This window comes from Candidatus Poriferisodalis sp. (genome assembly GCF_965214215.1).
Classification (GTDB): Bacteria; Actinomycetota; Acidimicrobiia; order Acidimicrobiales; family Poriferisodalaceae; genus Poriferisodalis.
This window is the reverse complement of record NZ_CBDCBD010000003.1, coordinates 1497830-1524260: the sequence shown is the minus strand read 5'-3', so window position 1 is coordinate 1524260 and position 26431 is coordinate 1497830. Positions and strand designations below refer to the sequence as shown.

Here is a 26431-nt window from a genome sequence, read left to right as displayed (position 1 = left end):
CCGAGACACGGCACCGTGCTGTGCCGGTGACAGCCGCACCTGCGGCCAGGCTGATCTCAGGCTGCTGCTGCCAGCCGATCGCCGCCGACGGGCAATCTCGACAGATCGATGTCGTAGAGCTCGGCGGAGTTGTTGCAGAGAATGTCCTGGGCCTGTTCGGCCGTGAGGCTCGCCGAGTGCTCGTCGAGCAGCTCTTGGCTCCACGGCCACGTGCTGTCGGAATGCGGGAAGTCATTCGCCCACAGCAACCGTTTGTGGTTGACGTCGTTGACCATCTTGAACGCCACCCAGTCGTCCTGGAACGTGGTGTAGATGTGCTCGCTGAAGTACTCGCTGGGCAGCTTGGAGAGCTCCTGGCCGGGCGGCAGCCAATAGCGGTGGCGCTTGTAAGCGTGGTCCATCCGGTACATGTAGTGCGGCACCCAGCCGGCATCGGCCTCGACGCAGACAACCTTCAGCCCGGGGTTGCGCTCGAACACTCCGCCGAACACGAGCGTGCCCATGATGTCCTGATTGGCGCGGATGATGGTCATGAAGGCGTTCGCCTTGGGCCCACGGGATCGACCTTGGCCACGGCTGGTGAGGATGTGCCACGAGACGGGAAGGTTCAGGTCGACCGCGGCTTGCCAGAACGGGTCCCACCTGGGATCGTCGAAGTCGAACTCGGTGTGGGGATTGCCCGACATCATCACGCCCCGCATGCCCGCCTCGGACATCGCGACGATGTCGTCGATGGCCTCTTCCACCGAGCGGAGCGGCGTCTGTCCCACCGCGAGCAACCGGTCGGTGTCCACCGAGCAGTAGTCGGCGATCCACCGGTTGTAGGCGTCCATGGCCGCCTTCTTGTAGTCGGCGTCGGAGTGATTGCACAGCACCATGCCTACCGACGGGTAGATCACCTCGGCCGAGACGCCGTCCCGGTCTTGGTCAGCGGTCCGAGTGGCAGAGTCGTAGCTGCTGAGCGGCAGTTCCTCGTAGGCCGCGCTGCGCTTCAGTTCCTCGGGCTTCTGGCCGGCGGCGGCGATGAGTCCCATGTCAATGGTGCGCTTCATGCCGTCGATCACATAGACATCGCCGCGCTCTTCAGTCCATTCGACACGAGGCGCTACCTCACGCCACTTCGGATCTATGTAGTCGACGTAGGTGTTGCGGGCCTCCGCAATGTGCGAGTCGGCCGAGATAATCGGATAGTCGACGTCCACGTTCCCCCCTTGGGTCCAGCCTCGCTGGGCAGCGTACCTAGCGAGGGCCGGGCGCTGCCGGGCTAGCTCGAGCGACGCCGCATCCCTTCCTCGGCCTCGCGCACGCCGCCGAAGAAGTCGTCTTCGGCTGAAATGCCCACTGTGGACGACATCGCTCGCCGCTCGCTGTACGCCCGGCTCCGCGCCTGCTCGGCAATACAGCGGTTCCGGAACTGCGTGTCGAGACAGGCCGTGACGCACTGTTCCGCATCGTGCCGCCCGACGCGGCAACGAGATAACTTCGCCCGATGCAGCTACGAGACAGCGACGACGTGCCGGAAGCAGCGCTACCCGCGCCTCACCCGGTCATCGGCGTTCACCGCGAGGTTGACGACGCGCTGGCCGCGGCAATGACACCGGCCCAGCCCGATGATGCCGAACCCGCCGCGGCGTCCGACGCCGAACCCGGCATCGCAGGCCGATGCCTTGAGGTCGCCCGCACAGCCGCGTCGAAGGCCGCAGACTCCGTTCTCGCTGGGGGCCGCTCGACCGCAGCGGGCGTCACAGCAGCAGGCGCCGCGGCCGGAGCAGCGCTGGGCAGCGTCGGCTCAGCGACGGCCCAAGCGGTCAGCACTGGCACCCAGCGCGCCACCGACGCCACAACAAAATGGGCGGCATCGGTGCTCAGCGCTGCGCAGGGATTGCTCGCCAGCGACCTGTCGGACGCGTTCAACGATCTCACTCAGGCAGCCGTCAAGGGTCAGGCCACCATCTACGACAAGGCCATGGACGCCGAATACCTCGCAACCCACGTCGGCGGAGGCAACCACCGGCTCTTCGACGGCGGACACACCATCAACGGCGCTTGGCAAGCAGCGCGAAACGCCTCGGAGGACGACACGGTCGTCGCCGAGATGCTCGGCACGCTCCAAGGGCTGCTGCGCGACGTCTCGACGCCGAAGGGCTTGCCGCTGGCCACGTGGGACAAGGAAACGTTCGATTCGGTAGCCGAGTCGCTGCAGGCCAACTTCGGCATCCAAAAGAGCTGGTTTGCCGACCTCGTTAGCTACGACGCCGCTGAACTGCTGGGCGGCACGGTCGGCGTCGTCTCGATGATCTTTAACTGGAACAAGGCCGACACCGCGGACTTCGCCCAACTCGCTGCGAGCATGGGTCTTTCCGCAGCGCTCAGCGCCAACCCCCTGCTGATGCCGATCTCGGTGGTAGCGCTTGCACGCGCATTCCACAAGGCGAAGTCGGACGGCAACTACGCAGACGTTGCCGACGGCGCCTTGCGGGGCACTCTCGCATCGGGCGCGAGCATGGGCGCGGTGGCGCTGGTCGGCGTCGCGGGAGGGCCTGCTGGCGCGGCCTTGCTGGCTGGCATCAGCGCCGCCGCCCTTGCCCATGCAGCCGCCAAGCATGTCGAATTCGCGGCAGTGAGCAAGTTCGTCAAGGAAGATGTGGCCGCAGTCGCCCGCCAAGTCTCCGAACGAACCATTGACCTTGGCGATGCGATCGGGAGCTTTGCTGCGAGCAGCGGTCGCGCCGTCGCGGACGGCACGGCGAACGCAGGCAAGTTCGTAGCAGGTTCAGCGTCAGATATCGGACAGCTGACCACCGAGCAGGCAGCAGCGGCCGGCCGCGCGGCAGCCAGCGGCACGAAGGCGGTCGGACGCCTCGCAGCACGCGGCACCGCCGCGACCGGCGCCTCCATCGGCTCGGCTGCGAAACGTGTCAAAGGACTCGTCGATCGTGATGAAGCGGCGGAAGCCGAACACGAGGACGAGTCGGTGCCGCCCACGGACTGACAACGGGCGCAATCGGGCGGGCGTATCGCTCGTGGCCGGGTCGGCGCCGTCTGCCGCGCCACGGCAGTCGCCGCTTCGCGGCGTCGCACGGCCCAGCAGGCCCCTACACCAGGCTCAGTAGATCTTGGAGTCGGTGCCGCTGGCGGCCTCGGCGACGCCGGATTCCCGAGCTGTGCGCAGGTCGCGGGCCATGCCGCGCCCGAGCGCCATGGCGTCGCCCGACACGGTCTGCATGCGGAAGCCCTTGCCGCGACGGTCCGCTGACAGCGACGCCGTCGAATGGATGCCGGCCACTACACCGTGCGCAGCGCACCGCTCGGCAATGTGCTCCAGCGCCGCCTTGTAATCGGCATGGTCGTCGGTATAGCCGGGCCCGTAGCCGTAGCTGATCGACAGATCGGCAGGGCCGACGTAGATCGCATCGACACCCTCGATCGTCAAGATCTCATCGAGCGCCTCAACCGCCTGGCGGGTCTCGATCATGGGAATGCAGGCCGTGGTGGCGTTCGCTGCCTCGAAGTAGTTCTCGCCCGCGGCCGCTCGCGCCGCCACGAGCACCGGCCCGAAACTGCGAGCACCCAGCGGCGGGTACTTGCACGCCGTCACCGCAGCCTGCGCCTCCGCGACCGAGTTCACCATCGGGACAACCACGCCCCGTGCGCCCGCATCAAGCACCCGCCCGATGATGCCGGGCTCGTTCCAGGGCACCCGCACGATGGGCGTGCCACCGCTCATCTCGATGGCCTGCATCATTTCCACCGCAGCCGGGTAGTCGGCGACGCCGTGCTGCATGTCCACACAGACGTAGTCGAAGCCTGCACGCCCGGCGATCTCGGCTGAATGGCTGGACGCCATCGACAGCCACGTTCCCAAGGTCTCGCCCCCGGACGCCCAGGTGTCCATCATCGTGTTCGGCATGACGCTGTCTCCTCAGGTGTGCTGCGTGCGGGCGCCAACGGTAGGCGCTCGAGCCTCGGCTGCTGTCGAAGGCACCGACCGCACGAGAATCGGGCCGAGTTACGGCCCCGCCCTGAACGCCGGCAGTTCAGGCCTCGAAGATGTCGCGCAGCAGCGTGTTCTCCTGCGTCTCGACCAGCGGCGCAATCTCGGCGACGAACTCCAGCCACTGGGCGTCTTCAAAGAGTGCCTTGCGCTTCTGGGCCCGTTCTTCGAGCGTGTCATAGCGCCACATGTGAATGATCTCGTTGATGCCGCCGAACTCGGTCGTGTAGTAGCCGACCGGCTCGCCGAGGTACTTGCGCTGTGCCTCGTAGCCCTTGTCGAAGTACTCCTTGACCCAGCGGTCAGGTGCGCCCACCTTCAGCCGATAACGCCGCATCTCCACAAAGCTCATGGCTCTCCCCTTCGACGTGTTGCGCTGTGCCGGTACGGCTCACAGCGCAATCGCGGTCCGCACCGTAGTGCCCGCATCGCAGATGCGCCGTCTGCACGACGGCACGCAATGATGCTCCGACCACCTGCAGCACCGTCGCTTTCGTTCCAGGCCAAACCTGAAGTAACCGGGCCTACCGTTCCAGCCCTCGAGGGAACACTGGCCCATGGACAGTTCTAGCGTTGAACACTGCCCGACGGCGATGACAAGGCAGCTTATCTGACTAAGACACGACTCCGCTGCCACCTAGATATATTACAGCCATACTACTTACCAAGACAGCCCAAAATGTAGGCTTGATAACGGTTCTAATGTTATTGCTTACTTGTTGAGGAGGTAGCACCGATGACGAATCAATCGCACAGCAGCCCGACAGGCCACTACGTCGTGACCGTCGTCGGCGGCGAGGAAGTCCGAGCATTCGTACCGGCGCCGTTGCCGCCGAGCCCGCCACTGCCGATGGGCGGCCCGCTCGTGATGGCACTCGACGAGGCAAGCCGCGCGCTCGGTCGGTTCGACGGCGCAATACGTCACCTTCCCGACCCAACGCTGCTCATCTACTCCTATGTGCGCAAAGAGGCTGTGCTGTCGTCTCAGATCGAAGGCGCTCTGTCCTCGCTGACCGATCTGATGCGCCACGAACTCGGTGCCGCGCCGGGGGTACCGCTCGACGACGTACTCGAGGTGTCGCGCTACGTTGCCGCCCTCGATCACGCGGTTGCGCGGATGGCAGACCCCGCAGGACTGCCCTTGTGCAACAGGCTGCTGCGGGAAGCTCATCGCATCCTGCTCACAGGTGCCCGCGGAGCAGACAAGCGTCCCGGCGAGTTCCGGACCTCCCAGAATTGGATCGGCGGCCGACGCCCCGGCACCGCGATGTTCGTTCCCCCACCGGCATCGGAGGCGCACGAGGCCATCTCGGAATTGGAGAGATTCCTGCACGCCGACGACGATCACCTGCCACCGCTGGTGCGGGCCGGCCTCGCCCATGTTCAATTCGAGACCATCCACCCATTCCTCGACGGCAACGGCCGCATCGGACGAATGCTGATCACACTGATGCTCATGGCGCGCGGCGTTTTGGCGACTCCCGCGCTGTATCTCAGCATGTTCTTCAAGCAGCACCGGTCCCGCTATTACGAACTTCTCGGGCGCGTTCGCACCGACGGGGACTGGACTGCTTGGCTGCTGTTCTTCCTCGAGGGCATACGTTCCACGGCGATCGCTGCGCTGAACACCACCGAGCGCCTGGTGGAACTGGTGAAGCGTGATCGGGCGCTGATCCAAGCGCGCGCAGGGCGCGCAGCAGGGTCAGCGCTCCGCGTGCACGAGGCACTGGCCCAAACGCCCATCCTGAATGTGCGCGAGAGCATGAACCGGACCGAATTGTCTAAACCGGCCGTTCAGGACGCGCTCGGTCGCCTGGGTGAATTCAAGATCGCACGAGAGGTGACCGGTCAGCGGCGCAACCGGCTCTTTGCTTACTCTGAGTACCTCGACATCCTCAGCGAGGGGACGGAGCCGCCTTAGGAGGCTCACCAATCCGCGCTGCCTCTCGGGGAGCTGGCGTTCAGACTGAGGTGAGGCGGGCAGCCTTGCCGGGCTGTCAGCCTCGGAGATCGCGGACTCGTTGCGCCTTGCCTTCTGAGCGCGGGATGCCGTCGGGCTCAACCGTGCGAACCTCCACGGCGATGCCGATGCGCTGGCGAACAGTGCCGGCGAACTCCTGGGCAATCGTCTCGTGATCGCCGGCATCGGGTCTCGGCTCAAGGACGGCCGTGATGCTCTCCATGCGCCCCCGCTCATGCACTTCGAGAAAGAAGTGCCCGGTCAGCCTCGGGTCGGCCGACACCAGCTCCTCGAACTGGCTCGGAAACACGTTCACCCCGCGGATGATGAGCATGTCGTCGCTGCGTGCGGCAACCCGGCCCATGCGTCTCATCGAACGTGCTGTCCCTGGCTGCAGCGAGCAGATGTCGCGGGTGCGGTACCGGATGACCGGCATCGCCTCCTTGGTCAGCGACGTGAACACCAGCTCGCCCGTCTCGCCCTCGGGCAGGACCTCGCCCGAATCGGGGTCGATGATTTCGGGATAGAAGTGGTCTTCCCAGATGGTTGGCCCGTCCTTGGTCTCGACGCATTCGTTCGCCACGCCGCCGCCGATGACCTCGGAGAGGCCGTAAATGTCCACGGCGTCAATCCCGAACGCGTCCTCCAGCTCTGCCCGCATTGCCTCCGACCACGGCTCGGCGCCGAAGATCCCCACCCGCAGCGACGTCGACCGAGGGTCGATGCCCTGATTGGCGAACTCGTCGGCAATCACCAAGGCATACGACGGCGTCGCGCACAGCACATCGGCGTCGAAGTCCACCAGCAGTTGCACTTGACGAGCTGTCTGACCGACCGATGCCGGCACCACCGTGCAGCCGAACTGCTCGGCGCCATAGTGCGCCCCCAGCCCACCGGTGAAGAGCCCGTAGCCGTATGAGACATGGACCACATCGCCTGGGCGCACACCCGCCGCAACCAGTGAGCGCCCGAACACATGGGCCCACATGTCCAAGTCAGCCTGGGTGTAGCCGACCACCGTGGGCTTGCCCGTCGTACCCGAGGAGGCGTGGACCCTCAGCACCTGTTCCCGGGGAACGGCGAACATCCCGAAGGGATAGTTCTCGCGCAGCTCTGTCTTCGAAGTGAACGGGAAGCGCTGCAGATCGTCGAGCGACCGCAGGTCTGATGGGTGCACACCGGCCTGGTCGAACAGCTGCTGGTAGGCAGGCACATGGGCGTAGGCGTGCGACAGGCTCCACTTCAAACGCTCAAGCTGGAGGGCTCGAATCTCCGGGATCGGGGCGTTCTCGATGGGATGAAGCCCGCGACCCGCAATGGGTTCGAACTTGGGCATGTGGCGGTTCCTTCCGCGATCGGGCGATGCCGGGTTGACTCAGTCGACAAGCTGGGCGGTTGCTGAGCCGGTCTGCTGCTGAACCAGTCAACTATCGAGCCTGCCAGCTTCCTAGTGTTGCAGTCTGTGCCGTCGCTGCTGCAAGCCGCCGCAGGCCGAAGGGACTCTCGAATTCCATGACTGACTTCCGTTTCACCATCCTCGTGGTGCCCTACATGCGCCGCAGGGGCGAGCAGATCGGGCTCGCCGGATCCATGCCCGAGCGCTGGCAGACCCTGATGGATCACATCCGCACCCAGATGCAGTTCGCCGAGTCGGTGGGTTACGACGGTTTCGCCATGACCGAACAGCACCTGCAGGTGGAAGGCATCGAGACCACCACCAACCCGCTGATGTGGGACTACTTCGTGGCCCAGCACACCGAGCGGATGCGGGTAGGCCAGCTCGGAATGAACCTCACCGCCGTGAACCCGATCCAGCTCGCTGAGAACATCGCCATGCTCGACCACTTCACCGGCGGGCGGACCTTCGTGGGCTTCTCACGGGGTAACACGCCGCGCTGGACAGGCACGTTCGGCCAGCACCTCGGCATCACCTCCACCGAGTCCGACAAGTCTGAGGCCGACCAGCGCAACCGCCGGGCGCTGTATGAGAACTGGCATCTCGTCAAGTCGCTGTGGACCCAGGACAAAGTGTCCATCCAGGGCGAATTCTGGGAGGCCCCGCCCAAGATGGAGTGGCACTTCCCGCCCACTGACGACTTCGACCCGTCCGCAGTCGACGAGAACAAGACACTGCGCGAGATCGGCATCGTGCCCCGGCCGCTGCAACAGCCCCACCCGCCCGTGTACGCGCCCTTCAGCTACAGCATGGAAACGTCGAAGTTCTGGGCACGTGAGGGCGGGAAAATGGTCAGCTTCGTCGCCCCCGAACGACAGAGCTTCATCGGCACAGCGCTCAACATCTACCTCGAAGAGGCACACGACTCAGGCCGTGACACCACGGCGGCCGATGCGCTGGCGATCGGCGGTCACCTCACCATGGGCCGAACCCCGGCCGAGGCCGCCGATCTGTACGACGGTTTCGAGGAGCTGTTCAACTGGGCATACAACGCGCCCCCCTACGTGGTGCCGATGGGCCGTGTGTGGCGCGGCAGCCGGGAAGAGGAACTCGACCACGTGGCCTCGCTGCACGAAGAGTTCGGCGTCACCGAGTTCTTCCTGTGGCATCACGTCGGCTACTTCACCCAAGACCAAGAACTCGCGATGCTCAACGAGTTCGCCGAAGGCGTGATCGCCCCCCTGCGCGCCGGCGCCTGAACCAAGCAAGCCGCGGGTAACACCGTCGAGCCGGGTCAGCGAGCTCTACAGCGCCCGCAGTCGCTCGATGGCTGCGTCGAGGACGTCGTGCTGCTTGCAGAAAGCGAAGCGGACGAGGTGGCGGCCCTCTTCGGCGTTGTCGTACATGACCACGTTGGGCACTGCGGCCACTCCGATCCGCTCAGGCAAGTTCCAGCAGAACTCGATGCCGTCGTCGTGGCCGATCGAACCGATGTCGGCGGTGATGAAGTAGGTCCCCGACGGCTCGAAGACTTCCAGACCGGTCGAGCGCAGCCCAGCCGAAAGCCGGTCGCGCTTGGCACGCAAGTCGTCGGCCTGGGCCTTGAAGTAGTCGTCGCCGAGGTCCAGCCCGGCTGCAATGGCGTGCTGGAACGGCCCGCCGCTGACGTAAGTCAGCCATTGCTTGGCCGTGCGCACGGCTGCCACCAGCTCAGACCTCGCACAGACCCAGCCGATCTTCCAGCCGGTCACGGCGAACGTCTTGCCGCCGCTGGAGATGGTGACCGTGCGGTCGGCCATGCCAGGCAACGTCGCGATCGGAATGTGCTCGCCGTCGAAGACCAAGTGCTCGTATACCTCATCGGTGACCACGATGAGATCGCGCTCGACGGCCACCCTCGCGATGGCCTCCAGCTCCGCCCGGCTGAACACCTTGCCGGTCGGGTTGTGCGGGCTGTTGAGCACCAGCAGCCGGGTGCGCGGCGTCACGGCCGCCGCCAGCTCGTCGGGATCGAATCCGTAGTCGGGCGGGCGCAGGGTCACCACTTTGCGCACCGCTCCCGCCATCGAGATGACAGCGCCATACAGGTCGTACCACGGCTCGAACGTGAGCACGTCGTCGCCCACCTCCGTGAGCGCCAAGATGCTCGCAGCCAACGCCTCGCTCGCGCCCGCGGTGATCAGCACCTCGCTGTCGGCGTCGACTTCCATTCCCCAGAAACGAGCCTGATGCCGGGCCACTGCGTGACGCAGTTCCGGTATGCCGATGCCCGGCGGGTACTGGTTCGCGGTGCCGCTGCGGATCGCTGCGACCGCCGCCTCCAGTACTTCAGCCGGACCATCGGTGTCGGGAAAGCCTTGACCCAAGTTGATGGCACCAGTGCGAACGGCGAGTGCTGACATCTCGGCAAAGATTGTCGACTGGTAGCCCTGCAGGCGTGAATTCAGGTACGGCAGCCGTGCCACGCGCCAGAGCGTACGACGCGATCGCGGGCGGCCTCCGCAGCGAACTCGCGCACGCGCCGCAGAGTATCTGCGAGGGCGGGCCCCGGTCGGCGGGCTACTGGTATGAGACGAACAACGGCGATGGCCTGAGACGCAGCACCTGTTCGGCTGTGGGGGTGGGGAAGTCCTCGTCGTAGAAGTTCTTCCAGCCCCAGTAGAAGCGGCCTGCGTCGGGCTCTCCGGTCAACGCATCCCAAGTGCTGTATTTCGTGGCGATCGCGCCCTGCCCGTCCATGTGGACCAGCACAGCGAGCTCTGGCGGGGTCTCGACCAATGCGCGGTTGGTAATCATCGAGAAGCGGAACTGGTGCAAGATCAGGAGCTTCTGAGGCAGGGCTTCGGTACGGACGAGATCGGCCAGCCAACGTGCGACCCGGTTGATCTCGGCGGCGTCGACCGTGCCGATCTGGCGCAAATGCACCTGGTCGTGCCGCAGTCGCCATTCGGGGTCGAGCGCCAGCCCGACGTGAGGCAGCCGCAGGAATTCCTCATACAGCTTGGCTTGGGAGAGGAAGTCGGATCGGCCCGGCTGCAGGTCGAGCACGACGTACATGTCGTTGGCGGCGGCCACCTCGATCCACGGCCTGATCTCATCGAGGGCAGTCTCGTTGGAGTAGTCGCCGTCGCCGCCTGCATTGGCTGACGCAACGGTGGCGATGATCTCGAACACCCCCACGACCTCGGATCCGTCCGCGTCGTAGCCACCAGCGATGGACGCCAAGCGCGCTATGCCCTCGGTTGGGCCCTGCTCCCCCAGCACCCCGAGCTGCGATGTCGCTGGGTGGCCGTACATGGCAACCAGGCGGCGAGCGCGGTCGGGCTCGAACACGAGCAGGCCGCCTCCGGGCAGCTCGTCGCCGCGGCGGATGACCTCGAGTTGCCACGCTGCGTCGGGGCCGAGGTCCGCGTGCAGCTCCACGCGGGCAGCCTCACGGAGCAGTCCGCGTTCATGTGGGGCCACAGCCCGCAGGTCTCCGGTCACCGGCAACGCCGCCGCGTCGATCTGTCGCCCGATTGCCCCGAGCACCGCTGCTTGTTCGGCGCTGTTGACGATCCACACGTGATCATGCGGGACGGCTCGATGCGGCAACGCCGCCTCGGGATCGACCGGCACCCATTCGACGGTGAAGTCGGCGAGCCACTGTTCGAGCAGCTGCCGGCTGATGCCTGCCGCCGCGATTCGTTCCGGCGCCAGACGGCGAATTTCTGCCATCGGCTCCGTGGCCGTCAGTTCTGACGCGGACCGTGACTCGATCAGCAGCAGCGGTCCGCGGACCCCGCGCGCCGCCAGCGTGAGAATCGCCTCGGAATCATCGGCGAATGCCAGACCGATTTCGTCGGCGCAGTCATAGAGCGAACGCGAGATGGCGACGCTGAGAAGCACCGCTGTTGCGGTGTCCGCAGCGGCACCGGCATCGATCGCCACATCGTCTGCTGGATCGCTAGGGGAACAGTCACGAGCAGTCGTGGGGGGCGCGAACGTTCCCGACGTCGCTGGCGCCTCAGTCTCCGCTGCAGTACCAGCGTTCAATCCGACGGGCGCGGCAGTTGCTGGTGTCGATTGGGTGTCCCAACCACCGGGCAGGCAGGCACCGGCAAGAACGACGAGCACGACCACAGCCAGCGCCGCACCGACCCTGTTCGGCCGGCCGACGACTGGTCTGACCGGAACGGGTCTCGTCACGCTCGGAGAAACTACGGACTGCGGAGGCAATACTGGCGGCATGCCGGAACCAGAGCTGAACCCCCATGTCCCCGCCCGCTACGACACCGCCGGGGTCGACCTGGCCTCGGTAGACGGCGTGCTGTCCACCACGCGTTCGGTGCGGCTGCGACTTGACCTCGAACGCGAGGTGCCCCATGACGTCGTGCTCGACTGCATCGACGTCGCCGAGCAAGGGCCCGGAGGCGGCAACCAGGCCAGCCGGCGCTGGCTGCTGATCCGTGACCCGGCCCAACGCCAGGCCATCGGCGACATGTACAACTCGATCGTCGGCAGCTTCATGCAGCGCGGCCGAGACGCCACAGCGGGCACGGGCCATCCGATGGAACAGGTGATGAAGTCGGCGTTCCATCTCGCGGAGCACCTTGCCGAGGTGCCGGTCATCGTCATCCCCTGCGTGTGGGGCGTCCATGACGACAGCGGCAAGCCGGGCCTCTTCGACTCGGTCCTTCAATCGGCGTGGAGCTTCTGCCTCGCTGCTCGTGCCCGGGGCCTCGCCACCGCGTGGACCACGGCAATTCTCAACAAGGAAGACGAACTGCGCGACATCCTCGGCATCCCTGAAGGCGTCACGCCCGTCGCGCTGCTGCCGCTGGCATATGCGAAGGGCACCGAGTTCGGTGCCGTGCCGCGGCGGCGCGCCAACGAGATCGCGTACGTGGACAACTGGGGACGCACCTGGGAGGCACGGGGCGACGAGACAGCCGCCCGCACGCTCGGCGAGGGTCCCGGTGCCACCGTAGAGGTGGACATCGACGCGCCCGCTGAACGTGTGTGGGAGATCGTCAGCGACATCAACGCAGGGGCCGATTTCTCCGAGGAGTTCGTGCGTGCCGAGTGGGCCCCCGGCTACGACGGTCCGGCCGTCGGTGCCAAGTTCATCGGCCACAACCAGCATCCGGCCATCGGCGAATGGAACATCGATCTCACCGTCACCGAGTACGAGCCCGGCGTGCTGTTCGGCTGGGCAACCGGCGAGACCGAAGACGTCGCCGGTGCCCGGTGGCGCTACGAGATCGACGTGCTGCATGGCCAGCGCTGCCGGCTGCGCCACACCGTTCGCATCGGCCCCGGGCCTTCGGGCCTCAGCGCAGCTATCGAGGCCATGCCCGACAAGGAGCCCCGGATCCTGTCACGTCGCCAGAACGAGCATCTGGCGAACATGGAGCGCTGTGTCGAAGGCATCAAGGCACTCGCCGAGGGCGGCGCTTGAGCCAACGCCCGACCGTGGGCCGCTGGGCACCGAGCCGTAAGGCCCAAACGCAATAGCTGTGGAGGCGGCAGAAGCACCGACCGGACCCCCCTACTCCATCACCCGCAGTTGGCCGGGTATGAACATCTTCTTCAGCTTGCGTCCAGGGAATATTGGAGCTACCGCGATCGCCGCCAAGGCCAAGACGAACGACACCGCCATCTCCCACCAGCGCACCGACACGATCATGCCGATCTCGGGGATCGCGGTTGGCATCAGGAACAACGCCAGCCACAGCAGCAGCGCGTAGCCGAACAAGCTGCCGAGCACCACCGCAGCCAGGCCCAACAACAGCCCCTCTGCCGAGAGATTGGCGATCACTCTGCGCACCGGAACGCCGTAGGCGAACATCGTGGCGTGGTCGCGAGACCGTTCGTCGACGTTGATGTTGGCGGTATTGAATGCGATCAGCATCACCAGGAAGATCACGAAGATCCGCGTGATCAAGAAAACGCTTTGAGATTGGTCGAGGGAGTCTTCCACTGACCGGAACGAATCACCGAGCCCTTGCACCAGTGCCACGCCCTTGCCGCTGCCGAAGAGCGACCGCTTCACCTCGTTGAGGCTGCTGCCGTCTGCCGGAACACCAGTGACAATGTTGGCGAGACCGCCGAAGCCCCACGTCGATGCCTGCGAGAGATCCGTGTAGGCGTTGAGTCGCAATGGATGGGGGTGAATCGCGGTGACAGGCAGCGTGCGCGTGCTGTAGGTGAGTGTTCCGCCGACCAACGCGGGATGTGTCACAACGATGTCGTCGCCGACGCCCACACCGAAGTCGCGTGCGGCCTTGTCGGCGAGCACAATGCCCTGCGCTCCCCGAGTCAGCGTGCCCTCCGTTGTGGTCGGCGTCCACACCGTGCTGCCGAAGTCCACGAAACGGACTGCGAGATCAAGCCGGATCGGTTCTTCGGCGCCGTCGTTCAGATCCGCGGCAGCGACGTTGGCGCCCAGCGCAAGAGCCGCTTCACCGAGTTGCACCGTCGGATGAGTGAGCACGTCTTGCACCTGCGGTGAATCGACCGGGTAGAAGGAATCCATCTGCACCGTGAAGCGATCGGGCTCGCCGCCGAGCAACTCCTCGTTGCCCTCGTCGAAGGTGGTGATGAATGTGCTGGACATGCCCAGCATGGCGAACATGATGGCCAGGCTCATGGTGAAGGTCAGCAGCGTCAGGAACGTCCGGCGGGGCGCCCTCATCAAGTTCCGGATCGGCATCCGCTCGAGGCTGCTCCCGGGCAAGGGAATGCGGCTGATGATGGGCCCCAGACTGCCGCCACGAGACGCCAGATGGCTCGATCGGATCGCGTCGACGGGCCGCACACGGACGGCCCGGAACACCGGCCAGAACACGGCCAACATCGGCACCGCGAATCCGATTGCGAGGGCTCGGCCGTAAATCACCCCTTGAAACGGTTGCTCGAAGATGGGCAGCCGAACGAGCTGCTGGACCACGCTCACCGTCTGAAAGGAGATTGCGTAACCGACGACGACGCCCAGGATCATGCCAAGGATCCCGATCTGCAAGCCGATCAGCAGGGGCCTGATGGTGATTGATCGGGGGGTCTCCCCGATCGCCATCGCCGCACCGATCTCACGCCGTTGCGCTTCGACCATCCGGGCCGAGAAATTCAGCGCGGCGAACGCCGCCCCCGCGAAGAGCAAGAGCGAGATGGCATCGTAGATTCCTTGATCGACTTCGGGCGCACCGATCAACCCGATGTACGACGGCGTCTCGTCCCGTGTGATGACATCGAGCAGCGCTCCGTCGAGCGACGCTGCTGCCTCGATCAGCTGGGCCCTCACCGCTTCGGCATCTGCACCCGTCTCGAGCGTCAGCACCAAGTCATTGACAGCACCGGCGTTGCCTGACATGTCCTGCGCGGTGGCCAGCGGGGCGAACAGCACGGCCAGATTGGACTTGCCGAGCGAACCGTTCCCCTCGACAATCAGGAAGTACTCAGGCGATACGGCATGGCCGATGTAGTTCACATCGATGTCCCCGCCCACCGTTACATGGCCGCTCGTCGGCAGGTCCAAGAACGCGGCAAAGTTCCGGTCGATCAGCGCTTGGGGGGTGGCTGCCCCTGCAGTCGGCAGCACATCGCCCTCAATCAGATAGACGTCGTTGACGACGGACCCGCTCGGGGACATCTCCATGCCGACGACGCGCCCGTGCACGAGCACTTCCTCGCCGTCCACGACGGCGTCGATCTGGGTATCGAAAACGAGGCGTTCGTTGTACTCAGCGACGCCGTCGATTTCGCTCGCCATATGCGCGAGCGCGCCCGCTGGCACCTCGGACCCCCCGGTGACCGTCGCCCGCAGGTCGTACATGTTGGTGACTTCGAGGCTCTTGTCGATGGAGGTGAGCCTCCATTCGGTGACGCTGGAAAGTCCCGCAAGAAGCCCGATGCCGATCGCGAGCGTGAACGCGATGCCGACGATCTGGAGCCAGCGCTTGCCGGCGTCCCTCAACGTCCACCGCAGGCGCAACATCCACATGTTCGAGACCTACCAGCGCAATTCGGACAGCGGCATCTTGCCTCCTTCCGGCGGGCCGTCGTTGACGATGTTCCCGCTGCTCATCTCGACCACCCGGTCGGCCATCCGGGATATCTCGCGATTGTGCGTTACCACGAGCACTGCGCGGTCTCGGCTGGCCTGCTCGGCCAGCAATTCGAGAATCTGAGCACCTGTCTTGAAGTCCAGCTCACCAGTCGGCTCATCGGCCAGCAGCACCGGGTTGCCGGTGGCCAGCGCCCGGGCGATGGCAACCCGCTGCTGCTCGCCGCCCGAGAGCTCATGAGGGAAGTGGCCGAGCCGATGGCCCAGCCCGACCGATTCCAAGATCTCGGCTGGGTCCGCGGAGCCGCTGCGACCAGACACATCCATGCCGAACTCCACGTTCTCGGTGGCAGTCAGCCCGGGAAACAGGTTGAAGCTCTGAAAGATGAAGCTGACAGTCTCGCGCCGCAGTGCGAAGAGATCGCTCCTGCTGGACGACGTGAGGTCACGGCCTCCGACCGTTACTTTGCCTGCCGAAGGCGTGTCCAGAGCCCCGATGATGTTGAGCGTCGTGGTCTTGCCGCTGCCGGACGCGCCGAGCACCACCACGAATTCGCCCGCGTCGACATGGAGGTCGATGCCGGCGAGTGCGGTGACGAGCACCGGACCGACTTCATAGTGCTTGGTGACTCCCTGAAGGTCAATCACGTCACAGAACTCCCCAGTCGCCCGCGTTTCTCGGTAGTTGCCTGCACGACCAAACCCTTCGAGCGACCTCATAACCATCTGGTCTGCATCGAGACACTACTTCTGCCTCGCTCGCGGGTGGGTTACGGCGGTGCCCGCTTTCTAGGAATGTAAGCGAGGATCTGCGTCAGCAGCTCGGCCAGTAGCTGAGGGGTCGCTGCTCGGGCGGGGGCACGGGCCTGTTGGCCAGCATGCGCAGGTCAGAGATGAGCACGCGGCGCGTATCGGCTGGGTCGATCATTTCGTCGATGCGCATGGTGCCGGCGGCGTCGTAGGGATTGGTGGCCTCGGCCACCTCGGCCACCAGCTTCAACCGCTCGGCTTCGCGCTCGTCGGGATCATCGATCCGTCCCAGCTTCGAGCCGAACGCCACGTTCACGCCGACTTCAGGGTCCATGAACCCGATCTCTGCACCGGGCCAGCAGTAGATGCCGTGACTTGGCATCCGTGAGCCGTTCATGGCCTGCCACGCCAAGCCGAATGCCTTGCGGATGCACACGGTGAGGGTGGGCGTGGAGGCATTCTGCAGCGCATGCATCATGCGCATGCCCCAGTGCAGCATCAGGTCGTGCTCGACCCGCTTACCGACCATGAAGCCCGGCACATCGACCAGGAAGATCATCGGAATGTTGAAGGAATCGCAGACGGTGGCCAGCCGGATGATCTTGTGGCAGGCCTGCGGGTCGAGCGTGCCGGCTCCGAACATCGGGTTGTTGGCAATGACGCCGACCGCGTAGCCGTCGAGGCGCCCCATCGCGCACACGACGTTGCGGGCGTAGTTGGGCTGCATCTCGAGGACTGACTCGGGATCGCAGATGCGAGCCACGACGCGCCGCATGTCGTAGCCGCGGGTGCGGCGGGCCGGCACCATGCGGGCGAGTTCGGGATCAGGTCCGTCGCCGCCGCGGGGTTCCGCTCGGGGGGCTGGCTCCCAAGCGTTCGACGGCATGAACGACAGCCACCGCTTGATGGCGAAGTAGCCCTCTTCGTCGGTGTCGACGCCGAGGTCGATCTGACCCGTGGTGCGGGAGTGCACGTCCACTCCGCCCACGTCCTCGAACGAGATGACCTCGCCGGTAGCGATCTCGAAGACCTTCGGCGAGGTCACCGCGAGGCACGAGCCGCGCACCATCACCACGTAGTCGCTCAGGGCAGATACGAACGACGAGCCGCCGAATGACTGCCCGCAGATCATGGTGGCCATCGGCACCCTGTGGCGCCGGCGCGCCATTTCGAACATGGCGCCTGGCTCGGAGATGCCCTCCGAGCCCATCAGGTCGGGAATCCGACCACCACCGGTCTCGCCGAAGTGGACGATGGGAATGCCCATCGCCAACGCTCGATCGAACAAGCGGCTCTCCTTGCGGGTGCCGACGATCGAACTCGAGCCGCGCAGCACGGTGATGTCGTCGCCAAAGACGGCCACGGGGCGCCCGTCGACGTTGCCGTGCCCGCCGACCTTGCCGTCGCCTGGTGTGATGTCGCGCATCTCGGGTCGGATCGAGCGGCTGAAGGTGCCGATCTCTCGAAAGCTGCCGTCGTCGACGAATGCGTCGATGTGCTCTCGAATCGTCCGGTCGCCCGCTTCGGCCATCGCCTGGACCTTCGAGGCACCGCCCATGTCTTGCCGGATCACTTCGGCGTGGGCCGCCATGTCGGCAACCCGCTGCTCGTGCGTGATCGCATCGCCGTCGCCGTACTCAGCCATCGCTCGTCTCCTTCTTATTCATCAGCCTCAGGCATCTGCCTTATTCATCAGCCTCAGGCATCTGCGTAGTCGGCGAGGATCTGCCCGTAGGTCTCTCCGAGCTGGGGCGGACGCCGTCCCGGCACCATCACCTGGCTGACACCGAGTTCGACCAGCTCGTCGAGGTGTGCCCGGTCGGTTCCGCCGGTCGTCCACATTTCGATCTCAGCCGGATCGCGTCCCGCGGCCTCGGCGTATCGGCGAGCCGAGTCGAACAGATCCGCCAGCACTTCGGCCGGCCGTTCGGCCGGGAAGAACACATCGCCGAGTTCGCCGGCACGCCGGGCTGCGCGGTCGCTGTGGCCGCCGACCAGGATCGGCACCGGCTGCTGGATCGGCTTGGGCTGCGAGTAGACCGGATCGAAGTCCACAAACTCGCCGTGAAATTCAGCCTCCTCCTCAGTCCACAGCACTCGCAGCGCGGCGATGTACTCGTCGGTGCGGGCACCCCGGCGGTCGAATGGCACGCCGAGCGCGTCGAATTCCTCGCGCAGCCATCCCACGCCGATGCCGAAATCGAAACGGCCGCCGCACAGGCGGTCCAGCGAAGCGATCTCCTTCGCCAGAATCAGCGGATTGCGCTGGGGCAGGATGAGAATGCCCGTTGCCAGGCGGATGCGTGACGTCACCGCTGCGGCGTACGCCAGCCAGATCAGCGGGTCGGAGTGGTCGAGCTGGCTTGCGCCCTTGAACAGGCGGCCGCCGTCGTCATAGGGATAGGTCGAGTGGTACGACTTGGGTACCACCACGTGCTCGATCGCCCACAGCGAATCGAAGCCGACTTCCTCGGCGGTCTGGGCAGTCTCGCGTGCGGCAGCGCCGTCGACGTTGCCCATCAAGTTCGCGGAGATCAAACCAAATCTCATCTGGGAACCCCTGTCCGCCGCGCTCGGACGGCGCGGCGGCGAACATCATGGCCGATCAGCGCCGCGGATTCCCGCGAACCCAAATTCGCTTGCCGCACGAAGGCGACTGGGCTGGCATCGAAGCCAGTGACCGACGAGGAAGGCGCAAAAGCTGCGGAACTAGCGCGCCGCATCGGACTGCGCCCTTCGCACGCCAAACGGCGCACTGACATCTACCGGAGCGCCAAGCCCGACGAGGTTGAACGAGCACTCGCCGCCCTCGGCCTGCAAACGGTCAGCGAAGCCACCCCGCTGGAGCAGTGGGCACCAAGCCCAGACCCCGCCCCAGCTGTTTGAATCAGGCGGCAGCGCTGGCGAGTTCGGTTGCGGCGAGGCCGACCGGTGGGGCGTCCCATTCCTTGAGCACGGGCAGCACCTCAGTGGCGAACAGGTCGCGGTTGCGCCGGGCCTCGGTCCAGTTCATGCCGGCGAAGCACAGGTTCGGGAAGAACGCCGCCATGTCGATCTTCTCCCTGATGACCTGCAGCTTCTCGAGCACCTGATCAGGCGTGCCATAGGGCATCAGCCGGGTGAAATCCTCGGCGGCACCGCGGGCGCCGTGACGGTCGATGTACTTGGAGATGCCCTCGTAGAACTCGTAGCCCTTGACGCCTTCGTGCGGCCGCTTGGCGCCGAACTCGTAGTGCTTCATCACCGTGCCGTAGTAGTTGCCGATGTGCTCCATCGCCTTCTCTTCGGCACGATCGGCGTTGGTGTCGACCCAGCAGAAGCCGCCCGACAGCGGAGGGGGCGGAGGCGCAGTGTGGTGCTTGACCCACTCGCCGTGATAGGCGGCAAAGTCGGACTCCACGATCTCCCAGGGCTTCTGGGGGATCACCAGCAGGCCGATGCCGAGTTGTGCCATAAGCGGCATTCCCTCAGGCGACACGGCAGCGGCATACGTGCGGCCCTTGAAAGAATGCTCGGGCCGTGGGCGGATCTCGCGGCGCGGCTGGCTCACGAATTCGCCGTCGTGCTCCACGTAGCCCTGCTCGAGGCCATCGATGAGCATCTTGGCGTACTCCAGGAAACGCTCCCGGCTGGAGTTCATGTCCACCCGGAAGCCCTCATACTCGATGCGGGCGAGACCCCGGCCGATGCCCAGAATGAGCCGGCCGTCGGAGAGGTTGTCGAGCATGGTCACCTGCTCGGCGACACGCATCGGGTCGTGCCACGGCAGAACGATGACTGCGGTGCCGAGTTGCAGGTTGGTCTTGCCGGCGACCCACGTCAGGAACTGAACCGGGTCGGGACACATCGTGTAGTCGGTGAAGTGGTGCTCCACCGTCCAGATCGAGTCGAAGCCGAGATCCTCGGCCTCCTCGACCATGCGGATCTCCTGGTCCCAGACCTCTCGGTCTGAGAGCGCATTCTCTGGGTTCTGGAAAACGGCCGAATAACCGACGTGCATGACGTGCCCCCTGGGTCTGACCGCCCCTCGTGCGGCCAAAATCTAATGTTAGGCAGATTCTCGACCGGCCGTGGCCGTGCGGTCGCGGCAGACGACATGAGCCATCTCCCAGCCACAGAGCAACAGCGGCCAATGCACGATGACGGGGCAGGCGGTTAGCGTCAGGCCGAGTCGAATCAGGAGAGTTCGGTCATGGAGACAACGGCAGTTGCGCGCAGCATGCGCGGCTCAGTGGGAATGCTGGCAATGGACTGGCTGATGGACCCGTCCACGCTGGAAAAGGCAGCCCAACGCGGCATGGCAGAGGGTTTCGGGGCATACGCCACCGGGCGGTTGGGCGTGCTGGGTGAATGCCCGGTCGACAACGTCATCGGTGCCGCCTTCTTCTGGGCGCCGGACAAGATGCGCTCGATGGTCGAAGAAGGCCGTGCGGTCATGAATCCGTCGCAAGGGGCGCTGATCTGGGCTGACATCTGCGCCGAGTACGGCGAAAAACGACTCGCTGGCATGGAAGGTGCTGGGCGACTGGGCGAACTGCTGGAACGCGTCGTGGACTCCGCTGCCCCGCAGGGTGCGCCGACATTCGTCGGCTGGCGAGACCTGCCACGGCCCAGCAAGCCCGGACCGGCGCACGCCTTCTTCATGGCTCAGATCATGCGAGAGCTGCGCTTCGGCCGACATGCCGTCGCCGTGCAGGCACTGGGCATGGGGCCGCTCGAGGCGATCCTGTCGGGGCCCGCCGGTGAGTGGAACGCCGAATTCTTCGGCTGGAAGAAGCCCTACCCCGACGTCAGCCATCTCGCTGATGCTCGCGAGGAGATCGAAGCGCTCACCGACAAACTGCATGCGCCCGACTTCGAGTGTCTGACACCGGACGAACGCGCCGAGGTCCGCGAGCTCGCCAAAGCGGGTCGCTTCCACAATCCCGACGAATAACTCAGCGGAGCTGCAAATGCGGCGCCGCCGGACGGGATCCGGCGACGCAGCACTCAGTCGGCGAGCAAGTCTTGGTGCTCGCCCAGCCGAGGTGCCCTGGTGGCGTGCCACGGTGTAGCCGAGAACCTATAGGGCGCCCCCGGGTAGGTCACCGGGGTGCCATCGTGGTCGATCTCAACGGGAAAGCCGCGGGCCACGAAGTGCTCGTCGGCCAGCATCTCTTCGGGCGAATACACGATGCCGCAGGCGAGCCCGATCGACTGCAGTCCCACGAACAGCTCGTGTGCGCCGAGTCGTTCGGCCAGGAAGTTGACGGTGTCTCGCCCGGCGCCAAACACTTCGGCACCGAGCGGGTCGGCGTCGAGGTGCAAGATGTCGATCTGCTCGTAATCCTCGCCCAGCTTCAGCAGTTCGGAGTACGGACACTCGTCGGTGAGGCCGAGCTCGGCCACCCAGCCGGCCAGGGCCGCGAACTCCGGTCCTCGGCGGGGTGGCACCCCGGTGTTGAGCCAGCGGCCGTCCGCGCAGCGCACCTGTGTGGGGTCGGAGATCTGCGGAAGAGCGTGGCGGCCGGTCTGGCGCTGCACATCGACTTGCTGGTTCAGCCAGAAGTAGGTCGCGAACTCACAGGTCAGGTTCGCAGCGGCAAGCATCGAGACATCGATGAGCTGCCCCCGGCCCGAGTCTTGCCGCCACATCAGCGCCGCCATCAGTGTGGCCACGGCGTAGTGGCAGGCCATCTGCAGGCCCTGGTTCCCTCCACCCCGCACCGGCGGGACGGTGTGATCGTCGTAGCCGCACGACCACACGGGACCACCCTCGGCCAGGACTGTGAGATCGGTCGCAGGCGGATCGGGGCGCTCGCGCCCGTTGTGCGTGATCGACACCCAGATGAGGCGTTCGTTGGACCCCGATGCCGCCGACGCGCTCGGGCTCGAAGGCGACGGTGCTGGCCGGGCGCGGCGGGGTGCCTCAGCATCGGCCGCTGTCGGCGGCGCAGTATCGGCAAGCGCGGCGCGCGACTGGGTGCCGCCGAGCTGGCCCCAGTCGAGTCCGAGGGCATCGAGCCGACCCAGAGGCTCGGCTTCGATGACGACATCTGCCGTGCTGACGAGACGACGGAAATCGGCGGCACCCTCGATGTCGTCGAGGTCTGCCACGACTGAGCGTTTCGAGGTGTTGTAGTGCCACCACCACAGTGCATGTTCGGGGTCTGGCTCATCGCTGGCAAAAGGCCCGTAGGCACGCATCGGCGACCCGCCGGGCGGCTCGACCACGATCACATCGGCACCCATGTCGGCGAGCAGCTTCCCGGCGAGTGCGCATCGCTCCGACGTCAGCTCGACGACTCGAATCCCGTCGAGCGGGCGGCGGTTCGTCGGGGCTGATGCGTCACATGCGGCCATCAGATGACCCCTTCGGCTTCCAGTTCGGCAATCTCGTCGTGGCTGCGTCCGAGCACGTCGCCGAACACGTACTGGTTGTCCTCGCCCAGACACGCGGCTCCGCGGCCGATCGCCCAGTCGGTTTCCGACAGTCGGACGGGCAGGCCCTCGACCCGGGTGTCGCCCACCGCGCTGTGGGGCACCGTGACCCACATGCCCCAGTCGGTGGTGCGAGGATCGCCGTCGATGCGCTCGCTCGGGCGCTGTACGGGAGCAGCTGGCACGCCCGCCTCGACGAGCCGGCAGGCCACAGCGTGCTTGTCGTGCCGAGCGGTCCAGCCGCCGACCAGCTGCTCCAGCTCGTCTTCGTATGCCAAACGGCCCGCGAGACGGTGCCAGCGCTCGTCGGCGGCCCACGGCTCGCCGATCTCGTCCGCGAAGCGCTGCCAGTCGTCGTCGTGCCGAACGGCGATCGCGACCCATTCGTCGTCGCCATCGCAGGCGAAGATGCCGTGCGGCGCCATCGCCGGCGATTGGGACCGGTTGCTGTTGGGCATACCGCTGCGACGAGCTGGACGACCGTTGACGGTGAAGTCGAGCGAGGCGGCGCCGTGCAGCGTCCCGGCTGCCTCGATGCAGGCGAGGTCCACCCACTGGCCTTCGCCGGTCCGCTTGCGGTGATACAGCGCCATCAAGATGGCGATCGCCATGTAGTACGCGCCGGTGTGGTCCATGAACGAGTAGCCCCACCCCGCCGGCGGCAGATCGGGCAGTCCCGACTGGAATGTCAGACCGGACACGGCCTGCGCGATCGGGCCCCACGACCGAAAGCTGGCATAGGGGCCATCGGCGCCGAAGCCGCAGTTCGACACGTAGACGATGTCGGTCTTGATCTGCTGCAGCGCCTCGTAGCCGAAACCGAGACGTTCCATGACACCGGCTGCGAAGTTCTCGGTGACTGCGTCGCTGGCGGCGATCAGGTCGCGGAGCAGATCCTTCGCCCGGTCGTCGCGCAAGTTGAGCGTGATCCCGAGCTTGCCCGCGTTGTGATTGTTGAACGAGCCACCGGCTTCGATGCCGCGGTGCTCGCCCACGAACGGCTGGGTGCCCCGCAGGATGTCCCACTTTCCTTGACGCACCGGATCCTCGATACGGATCACCTCCGCGCCGAGAGCGGCCAATATCTTGGTGGCGCCAGCGCCGGCGAGCTGGCCGGTGAAGTCGCAGATGCGGATGCCCGCGAGTGCGCCGGGCTCGGGCTTCGGCCAAATCGGCGAACAGTGATCCGGCCCGATCACGGCACCAGGTCGCGCATGGGCGTGCGAGCACGGCCCGGCTGTTCTGCCAACGCTCGTGCGCGCCGCTGGCAATCCTCGAGAGCGTCTCGCAGCGTTGCCGTCCACGCCGTCATGTCTGGCCGCCTGGCACGGCTGCCGTCGGATCCGGTCGGCGGAGCGAGAGGCTCGCCCACCACGATTGCTACCTGGGTCCGCTTCGGGAACTTCGCGCCGCTGGGCATCGCCTCGCGTGTGCCGGCGATGCCCACTGGCAGCACCGGTGCTCCCGACTTCGCGGACAACCATGCCGTGCCGTCGAAGACCGTGCCGATCTCATCGGACGGCTGGCGTGTGCCTTCCGGGAAGACCAGCATCGCCGCGCCGCCTCGCAGCAACCCCAGCGCCGCGCGCATCGCGTCGAGGTCAGCCTCGCCTCGTCGCACCGGAAATGTGCCGATCGACCGCATGAACCATCCGAGCGGCTTGGGATGAAAGAGCTCCTCCTTGCCGAGGTAGCGAACCCGGCGCTGGGTGAGGCCCCCGATGAGCGGGCCGTCGAGGTGGCTGCGGTGAACGGGCGCATAGATCAACGGGCCGCTCGCTCGCAGGCGCTCCTGCCCGGCGGTCCGCAGTCGGTAGACACGAAACAGCAGCATGCGAATGAGACCCCGGGTCGCCCGCCACGCCGTCAAAGCGGCTAGGCCATCGTCGGCCAGCAACCCACCTGAGCCGCGCAGCTTGACTTGTCGCATCCTGCTCACTCCGGCCATGCCTAGATTCTGGCGTCGCTGTGAGCCGTTCGCGGGGCCTCTGCCCAAATCGAACTTATGATATAATTATTCTAGTTTCCTGCCCGAGAAACAAATATGTCATATCCGCTCTTTCATCCTCGAAGCACGGCTGCGCTCCCGACGACACTGAGTGCCCAAGAATTTCAGGCGGCGTTCCCGGCCGAGAACGAATACGTCGAGTTCAAGCAAGGCCTGTCGACCAAGGAACTGCGTCGCGCAGTCGTGGCATTTTCCAATACGGACGGCGGCGTCATCGTGCTCGGTGTCCTGGACGATGGCTCGGTCAAGGGATTCTCGCTCTCTTCGAACACAAACGCACAGCTCAACAACGATGTGCTTCGCGTAGTGGTCAATCCAGGTCGGTACCAGGTGCATCAGCTCGCGGTGAGCGACGAGTCAGTCGTGATCATCTCGATCGCCAATCGCGAGGAGGGCTTTTCGCAGTTGCCAGACGGCAGTGTCCTGGGTCGCTTCGGTGCCTCGAATCAAAGCCTGTTCGGCGAGTCGCTAGTTCGGCTTGTAAGCCGGCAATCGCTCGGCCGATTCGAGACGACTCCGACAAGCACCCCCCTCTCTCATGCATCGGCCGATCTCATAAACAAACTTGGCACGGCGTCGGGCTGGCACCCGAATGGCGCACACGAGCGAATGATCGAGCACGGGCTGGCCGCGCCCAACAGCACCGGTGCCTTTTTGACCGTCGCTGGTGCGCTTCATCTGCTCGACGAGCCTCACACAGTGCTGGGCAAGACCTTCGTGGAGGTCTTCCGGTATCGGGGCGGAGCGACCGCGCCTGACCGGCGCATCGAGATCGCCGGGCCGCTCGCGCACCAGATCGAAGCAGCAACGTCGGCAGTCATGGACGAGATCGGCACTGACTTCGTCGTGATCGGCACGCACCGTCACGATCTGCCTCGTCTGCCCGAAGTCGTGCTCCGAGAAGCCATAGCGAACGCGGTCGCCCACCGTTCCTACGAGGCGAACGGAACGGCCGTGCGCATCGATCTCCACGATGACCGAGTTGTCGTGAACTCACCCGGCGGGCTGCCTGAGCCAGTCACCGTCTCCAACATCCGCGAGCAGTACGCCGCTCGGAATCTGGCAGTCATCGACACCCTGCGACGATTTGGTCTCGCAGAAGACGCCGGGCATGGTGTAGATGTCATGCAGGATGAAATGGCCAACGAGCTGCTCGACCCTCCGGAGTTCGTCGACACAGGCACGTCGGTGGTGGTCACACTTCGCACAACCGGCTCGGTCACTCCGCATGAGCGGGCATGGGTCGACGAATTGGAATTGAGCGGATCGTTGTCGGCCGCCGATCGCTTGGTACTGGTGCATGCAGCCCGCGGCGCTGAGCTGAACAACTCGGCAGTGCGCAACATCCTCGGAGTGGACAGCGTCCAAGCACGCCAGTCTCTGCAACGCCTCCGGGACGCGCGATTGCTCGCGCAGCGCGGTGAGCGAGGTGGCGCCACCTACGTTGCGAGCGTCGAACTCGGTGCGCCCGCTGGCCTGCGGCTCTCCGACGCGCAGCTTGAGGCAATTGTCCTCGAACTCGCCCAAGAGGGACCGATCTCAAATGCGACGGTCCGTGAACGGCTCCGCGTCGACCGGCTCGCCGCACTCAGACTCTTGACCAGGCTCACCGAGTCGGATCAGCTTGAGCGGCACGGTCAGAAGCGAGGTACGTACTACACGTTTCCCGGTGCGATGTCCCAGCGCTTTATGACATAAATGTTGCGAACCCAATCGGCAGCGAGATTTATGTCATACCGGTTCGCCGAAGCTGTGCGCTTCGACGTGCTGAACGCCGTGGGCGGCCCCGCCGTAGACCGAGGGGTCATCCTGCTGAAGCGCTGACCGTCAGGCGGATGCAACATCGCAGTACCAAACAG

General features: G+C 65.6%; 21 protein-coding genes. 7 read left to right on the top strand and 14 right to left on the bottom strand.

Annotated elements, in window-relative coordinates:
- Positions 1-56 precede the first annotated feature (56 nt).
- The gene (locus ACOOF5_RS09315) at positions 57-1202 is read right to left on the bottom strand and encodes an amidohydrolase family protein (protein ID WP_420438435.1); all 1146 of its coding nucleotides are present in this window, start codon (positions 1200-1202) and stop codon (positions 57-59) included.
- Positions 1203-1489: 287 nt separating this feature from the next.
- On the opposite strand from ACOOF5_RS09315, the gene ACOOF5_RS09310 reads away from it, so the two are divergent.
- Positions 1490-2992 (top strand): hypothetical protein, encoded by a 1503-nt coding sequence (locus ACOOF5_RS09310; RefSeq protein ID WP_420438433.1) that lies wholly within the window; start codon positions 1490-1492, stop codon positions 2990-2992.
- A 114-nt stretch (positions 2993-3106) separates the two neighbouring features.
- On the opposite strand, the gene ACOOF5_RS09305 is transcribed toward ACOOF5_RS09310, so the two are convergent.
- Together ACOOF5_RS09305 and ACOOF5_RS09300 are read right to left on the bottom strand one after the other, a co-directional pair.
- On the bottom strand, positions 3107-3910 hold the full coding sequence (locus ACOOF5_RS09305; RefSeq protein WP_420438431.1) for an HpcH/HpaI aldolase family protein: 804 nt from the start codon (positions 3908-3910) through the stop codon (positions 3107-3109).
- A 127-nt stretch (positions 3911-4037) separates the two neighbouring features.
- Positions 4038-4346 (bottom strand): NIPSNAP family protein, encoded by a 309-nt coding sequence (locus tag ACOOF5_RS09300; protein ID WP_420438429.1) that lies wholly within the window; start codon positions 4344-4346, stop codon positions 4038-4040.
- A gap of 384 nt (positions 4347-4730) precedes the next feature.
- Here ACOOF5_RS09300 and ACOOF5_RS09295 point away from each other — a divergent pair, with 384 nt between their 5' ends.
- Entirely contained in the window at positions 4731-5915 is a 1185-nt protein-coding gene (locus ACOOF5_RS09295) for a Fic family protein (RefSeq protein ID WP_420438427.1), read from the top strand.
- A gap of 76 nt (positions 5916-5991) precedes the next feature.
- Here the strand turns inward: ACOOF5_RS09295 and paaK are convergent, their stop codons facing one another.
- A complete protein-coding gene (gene paaK / locus ACOOF5_RS09290; protein ID WP_420438425.1) occupies positions 5992-7290 on the bottom strand; it encodes a phenylacetate--CoA ligase PaaK in 1299 nt (432 codons plus the stop codon).
- 176 nt (positions 7291-7466) lie between these two features.
- On the opposite strand from paaK, the gene ACOOF5_RS09285 reads away from it, so the two are divergent.
- Positions 7467-8609, top strand: a complete 1143-nt coding sequence (locus ACOOF5_RS09285; protein ID WP_420438423.1) for an LLM class flavin-dependent oxidoreductase — start codon at positions 7467-7469, stop codon at positions 8607-8609.
- A 45-nt stretch (positions 8610-8654) separates the two neighbouring features.
- Here the strand turns inward: ACOOF5_RS09285 and ACOOF5_RS09280 are convergent, their stop codons facing one another.
- A complete protein-coding gene (locus tag ACOOF5_RS09280) occupies positions 8655-9815 on the bottom strand; it encodes a pyridoxal phosphate-dependent aminotransferase (protein WP_420438421.1) in 1161 nt (386 codons plus the stop codon).
- A 94-nt stretch (positions 9816-9909) separates the two neighbouring features.
- Positions 9910-11280: a hypothetical protein gene (locus ACOOF5_RS09275; protein ID WP_420438419.1), complete on the bottom strand. Its 1371-nt coding sequence runs from the start codon at positions 11278-11280 to the stop codon at positions 9910-9912.
- A 298-nt stretch (positions 11281-11578) separates the two neighbouring features.
- Here ACOOF5_RS09275 and ACOOF5_RS09270 point away from each other — a divergent pair, with 298 nt between their 5' ends.
- Positions 11579-12790: a nitroreductase family protein gene (locus ACOOF5_RS09270; RefSeq protein WP_420438417.1), complete on the top strand. Its 1212-nt coding sequence runs from the start codon at positions 11579-11581 to the stop codon at positions 12788-12790.
- A 90-nt stretch (positions 12791-12880) separates the two neighbouring features.
- On the opposite strand, the gene ACOOF5_RS09265 is transcribed toward ACOOF5_RS09270, so the two are convergent.
- From ACOOF5_RS09265 to ACOOF5_RS09250, 4 genes are all read right to left on the bottom strand, one after another.
- Positions 12881-15331: an FtsX-like permease family protein gene (locus ACOOF5_RS09265; protein WP_420438415.1), complete on the bottom strand. Its 2451-nt coding sequence runs from the start codon at positions 15329-15331 to the stop codon at positions 12881-12883.
- 9 nt (positions 15332-15340) lie between these two features.
- Entirely contained in the window at positions 15341-16042 is a 702-nt protein-coding gene (locus ACOOF5_RS09260; RefSeq protein WP_420438413.1) for an ABC transporter ATP-binding protein, read from the bottom strand.
- Positions 16043-16208: 166 nt separating this feature from the next.
- Positions 16209-17789: an acyl-CoA carboxylase subunit beta gene (locus tag ACOOF5_RS09255; RefSeq protein ID WP_420438412.1), complete on the bottom strand. Its 1581-nt coding sequence runs from the start codon at positions 17787-17789 to the stop codon at positions 16209-16211.
- 53 nt (positions 17790-17842) lie between these two features.
- Positions 17843-18694, bottom strand: a complete 852-nt coding sequence (locus ACOOF5_RS09250; RefSeq protein ID WP_420438410.1) for an LLM class F420-dependent oxidoreductase — start codon at positions 18692-18694, stop codon at positions 17843-17845.
- Between the two features lie 126 nt (positions 18695-18820).
- Here ACOOF5_RS09250 and ACOOF5_RS09245 point away from each other — a divergent pair, with 126 nt between their 5' ends.
- On the top strand, positions 18821-19030 hold the full coding sequence (locus tag ACOOF5_RS09245; protein ID WP_420438408.1) for a hypothetical protein: 210 nt from the start codon (positions 18821-18823) through the stop codon (positions 19028-19030).
- 1 nt (position 19031) lies between these two features.
- On the opposite strand, the gene ACOOF5_RS09240 is transcribed toward ACOOF5_RS09245, so the two are convergent.
- Complete coding sequence (locus ACOOF5_RS09240; RefSeq protein ID WP_420438406.1) at positions 19032-20144, bottom strand: LLM class flavin-dependent oxidoreductase; 1113 nt, start codon at positions 20142-20144, stop codon at positions 19032-19034.
- 192 nt (positions 20145-20336) lie between these two features.
- On the opposite strand from ACOOF5_RS09240, the gene ACOOF5_RS09235 reads away from it, so the two are divergent.
- The gene (locus tag ACOOF5_RS09235) at positions 20337-21080 is read left to right on the top strand and encodes a helix-turn-helix domain-containing protein (protein ID WP_420438404.1); all 744 of its coding nucleotides are present in this window, start codon (positions 20337-20339) and stop codon (positions 21078-21080) included.
- 53 nt (positions 21081-21133) lie between these two features.
- On the opposite strand, the gene ACOOF5_RS09230 is transcribed toward ACOOF5_RS09235, so the two are convergent.
- Genes ACOOF5_RS09230 through ACOOF5_RS09220 form a run of 3 tightly spaced genes read right to left on the bottom strand, consistent with a single transcriptional unit; the run spans position 21134 to position 24494 of the window.
- On the bottom strand, positions 21134-22486 hold the full coding sequence (locus ACOOF5_RS09230) for a CoA transferase (RefSeq protein WP_420438402.1): 1353 nt from the start codon (positions 22484-22486) through the stop codon (positions 21134-21136).
- Complete coding sequence (locus ACOOF5_RS09225) at positions 22486-23763, bottom strand: CaiB/BaiF CoA transferase family protein (protein WP_420438400.1); 1278 nt, start codon at positions 23761-23763, stop codon at positions 22486-22488. Before ACOOF5_RS09225 ends, ACOOF5_RS09230 begins: the two co-directional genes overlap by 1 nt.
- Entirely contained in the window at positions 23760-24494 is a 735-nt protein-coding gene (locus tag ACOOF5_RS09220) for a lysophospholipid acyltransferase family protein (protein ID WP_420440938.1), read from the bottom strand. Before ACOOF5_RS09220 ends, ACOOF5_RS09225 begins: the two co-directional genes overlap by 4 nt.
- 114 nt (positions 24495-24608) lie before the next feature.
- On the opposite strand from ACOOF5_RS09220, the gene ACOOF5_RS09215 reads away from it, so the two are divergent.
- On the top strand, positions 24609-26270 hold the full coding sequence (locus ACOOF5_RS09215; protein ID WP_420438398.1) for an ATP-binding protein: 1662 nt from the start codon (positions 24609-24611) through the stop codon (positions 26268-26270).
- The last annotated feature ends 161 nt before the right edge of the window (positions 26271-26431 follow it).

Excerpts from the sequence above, each read along its gene's own strand:
- ACOOF5_RS09310 (WP_420438433.1), top strand. The coding sequence starts at position 1,490 with ATGCAGCTACGAGACAGCGACGACGTGCCGGAAGCAGCGCTACCCGCG.
- ACOOF5_RS09250 (WP_420438410.1), bottom strand. The coding sequence starts at position 18,694 with ATGAGATTTGGTTTGATCTCCGCGAACTTGATGGGCAACGTCGACGGC.
- ACOOF5_RS09230 (WP_420438402.1), bottom strand. The coding sequence starts at position 22,486 with ATGGCCGCATGTGACGCATCAGCCCCGACGAACCGCCGCCCGCTCGAC.
- ACOOF5_RS09255 (WP_420438412.1), bottom strand. The coding sequence starts at position 17,789 with ATGGCTGAGTACGGCGACGGCGATGCGATCACGCACGAGCAGCGGGTT.
- ACOOF5_RS09295 (WP_420438427.1), top strand. The coding sequence starts at position 4,731 with ATGACGAATCAATCGCACAGCAGCCCGACAGGCCACTACGTCGTGACC.
- ACOOF5_RS09215 (WP_420438398.1), top strand. The coding sequence starts at position 24,609 with ATGTCATATCCGCTCTTTCATCCTCGAAGCACGGCTGCGCTCCCGACG.
- paaK (WP_420438425.1), bottom strand. The coding sequence starts at position 7,290 with ATGCCCAAGTTCGAACCCATTGCGGGTCGCGGGCTTCATCCCATCGAG.
- ACOOF5_RS09220 (WP_420440938.1), bottom strand. The coding sequence starts at position 24,494 with ATGCGACAAGTCAAGCTGCGCGGCTCAGGTGGGTTGCTGGCCGACGAT.
- ACOOF5_RS09240 (WP_420438406.1), bottom strand. The coding sequence starts at position 20,144 with ATGCACGTCGGTTATTCGGCCGTTTTCCAGAACCCAGAGAATGCGCTC.
- ACOOF5_RS09300 (WP_420438429.1), bottom strand. The coding sequence starts at position 4,346 with ATGAGCTTTGTGGAGATGCGGCGTTATCGGCTGAAGGTGGGCGCACCT.
- ACOOF5_RS09285 (WP_420438423.1), top strand. The coding sequence starts at position 7,467 with ATGACTGACTTCCGTTTCACCATCCTCGTGGTGCCCTACATGCGCCGC.
- ACOOF5_RS09305 (WP_420438431.1), bottom strand. The coding sequence starts at position 3,910 with ATGCCGAACACGATGATGGACACCTGGGCGTCCGGGGGCGAGACCTTG.
- ACOOF5_RS09235 (WP_420438404.1), top strand. The coding sequence starts at position 20,337 with ATGGAGACAACGGCAGTTGCGCGCAGCATGCGCGGCTCAGTGGGAATG.
- ACOOF5_RS09270 (WP_420438417.1), top strand. The coding sequence starts at position 11,579 with ATGCCGGAACCAGAGCTGAACCCCCATGTCCCCGCCCGCTACGACACC.
- ACOOF5_RS09265 (WP_420438415.1), bottom strand. The coding sequence starts at position 15,331 with ATGTGGATGTTGCGCCTGCGGTGGACGTTGAGGGACGCCGGCAAGCGC.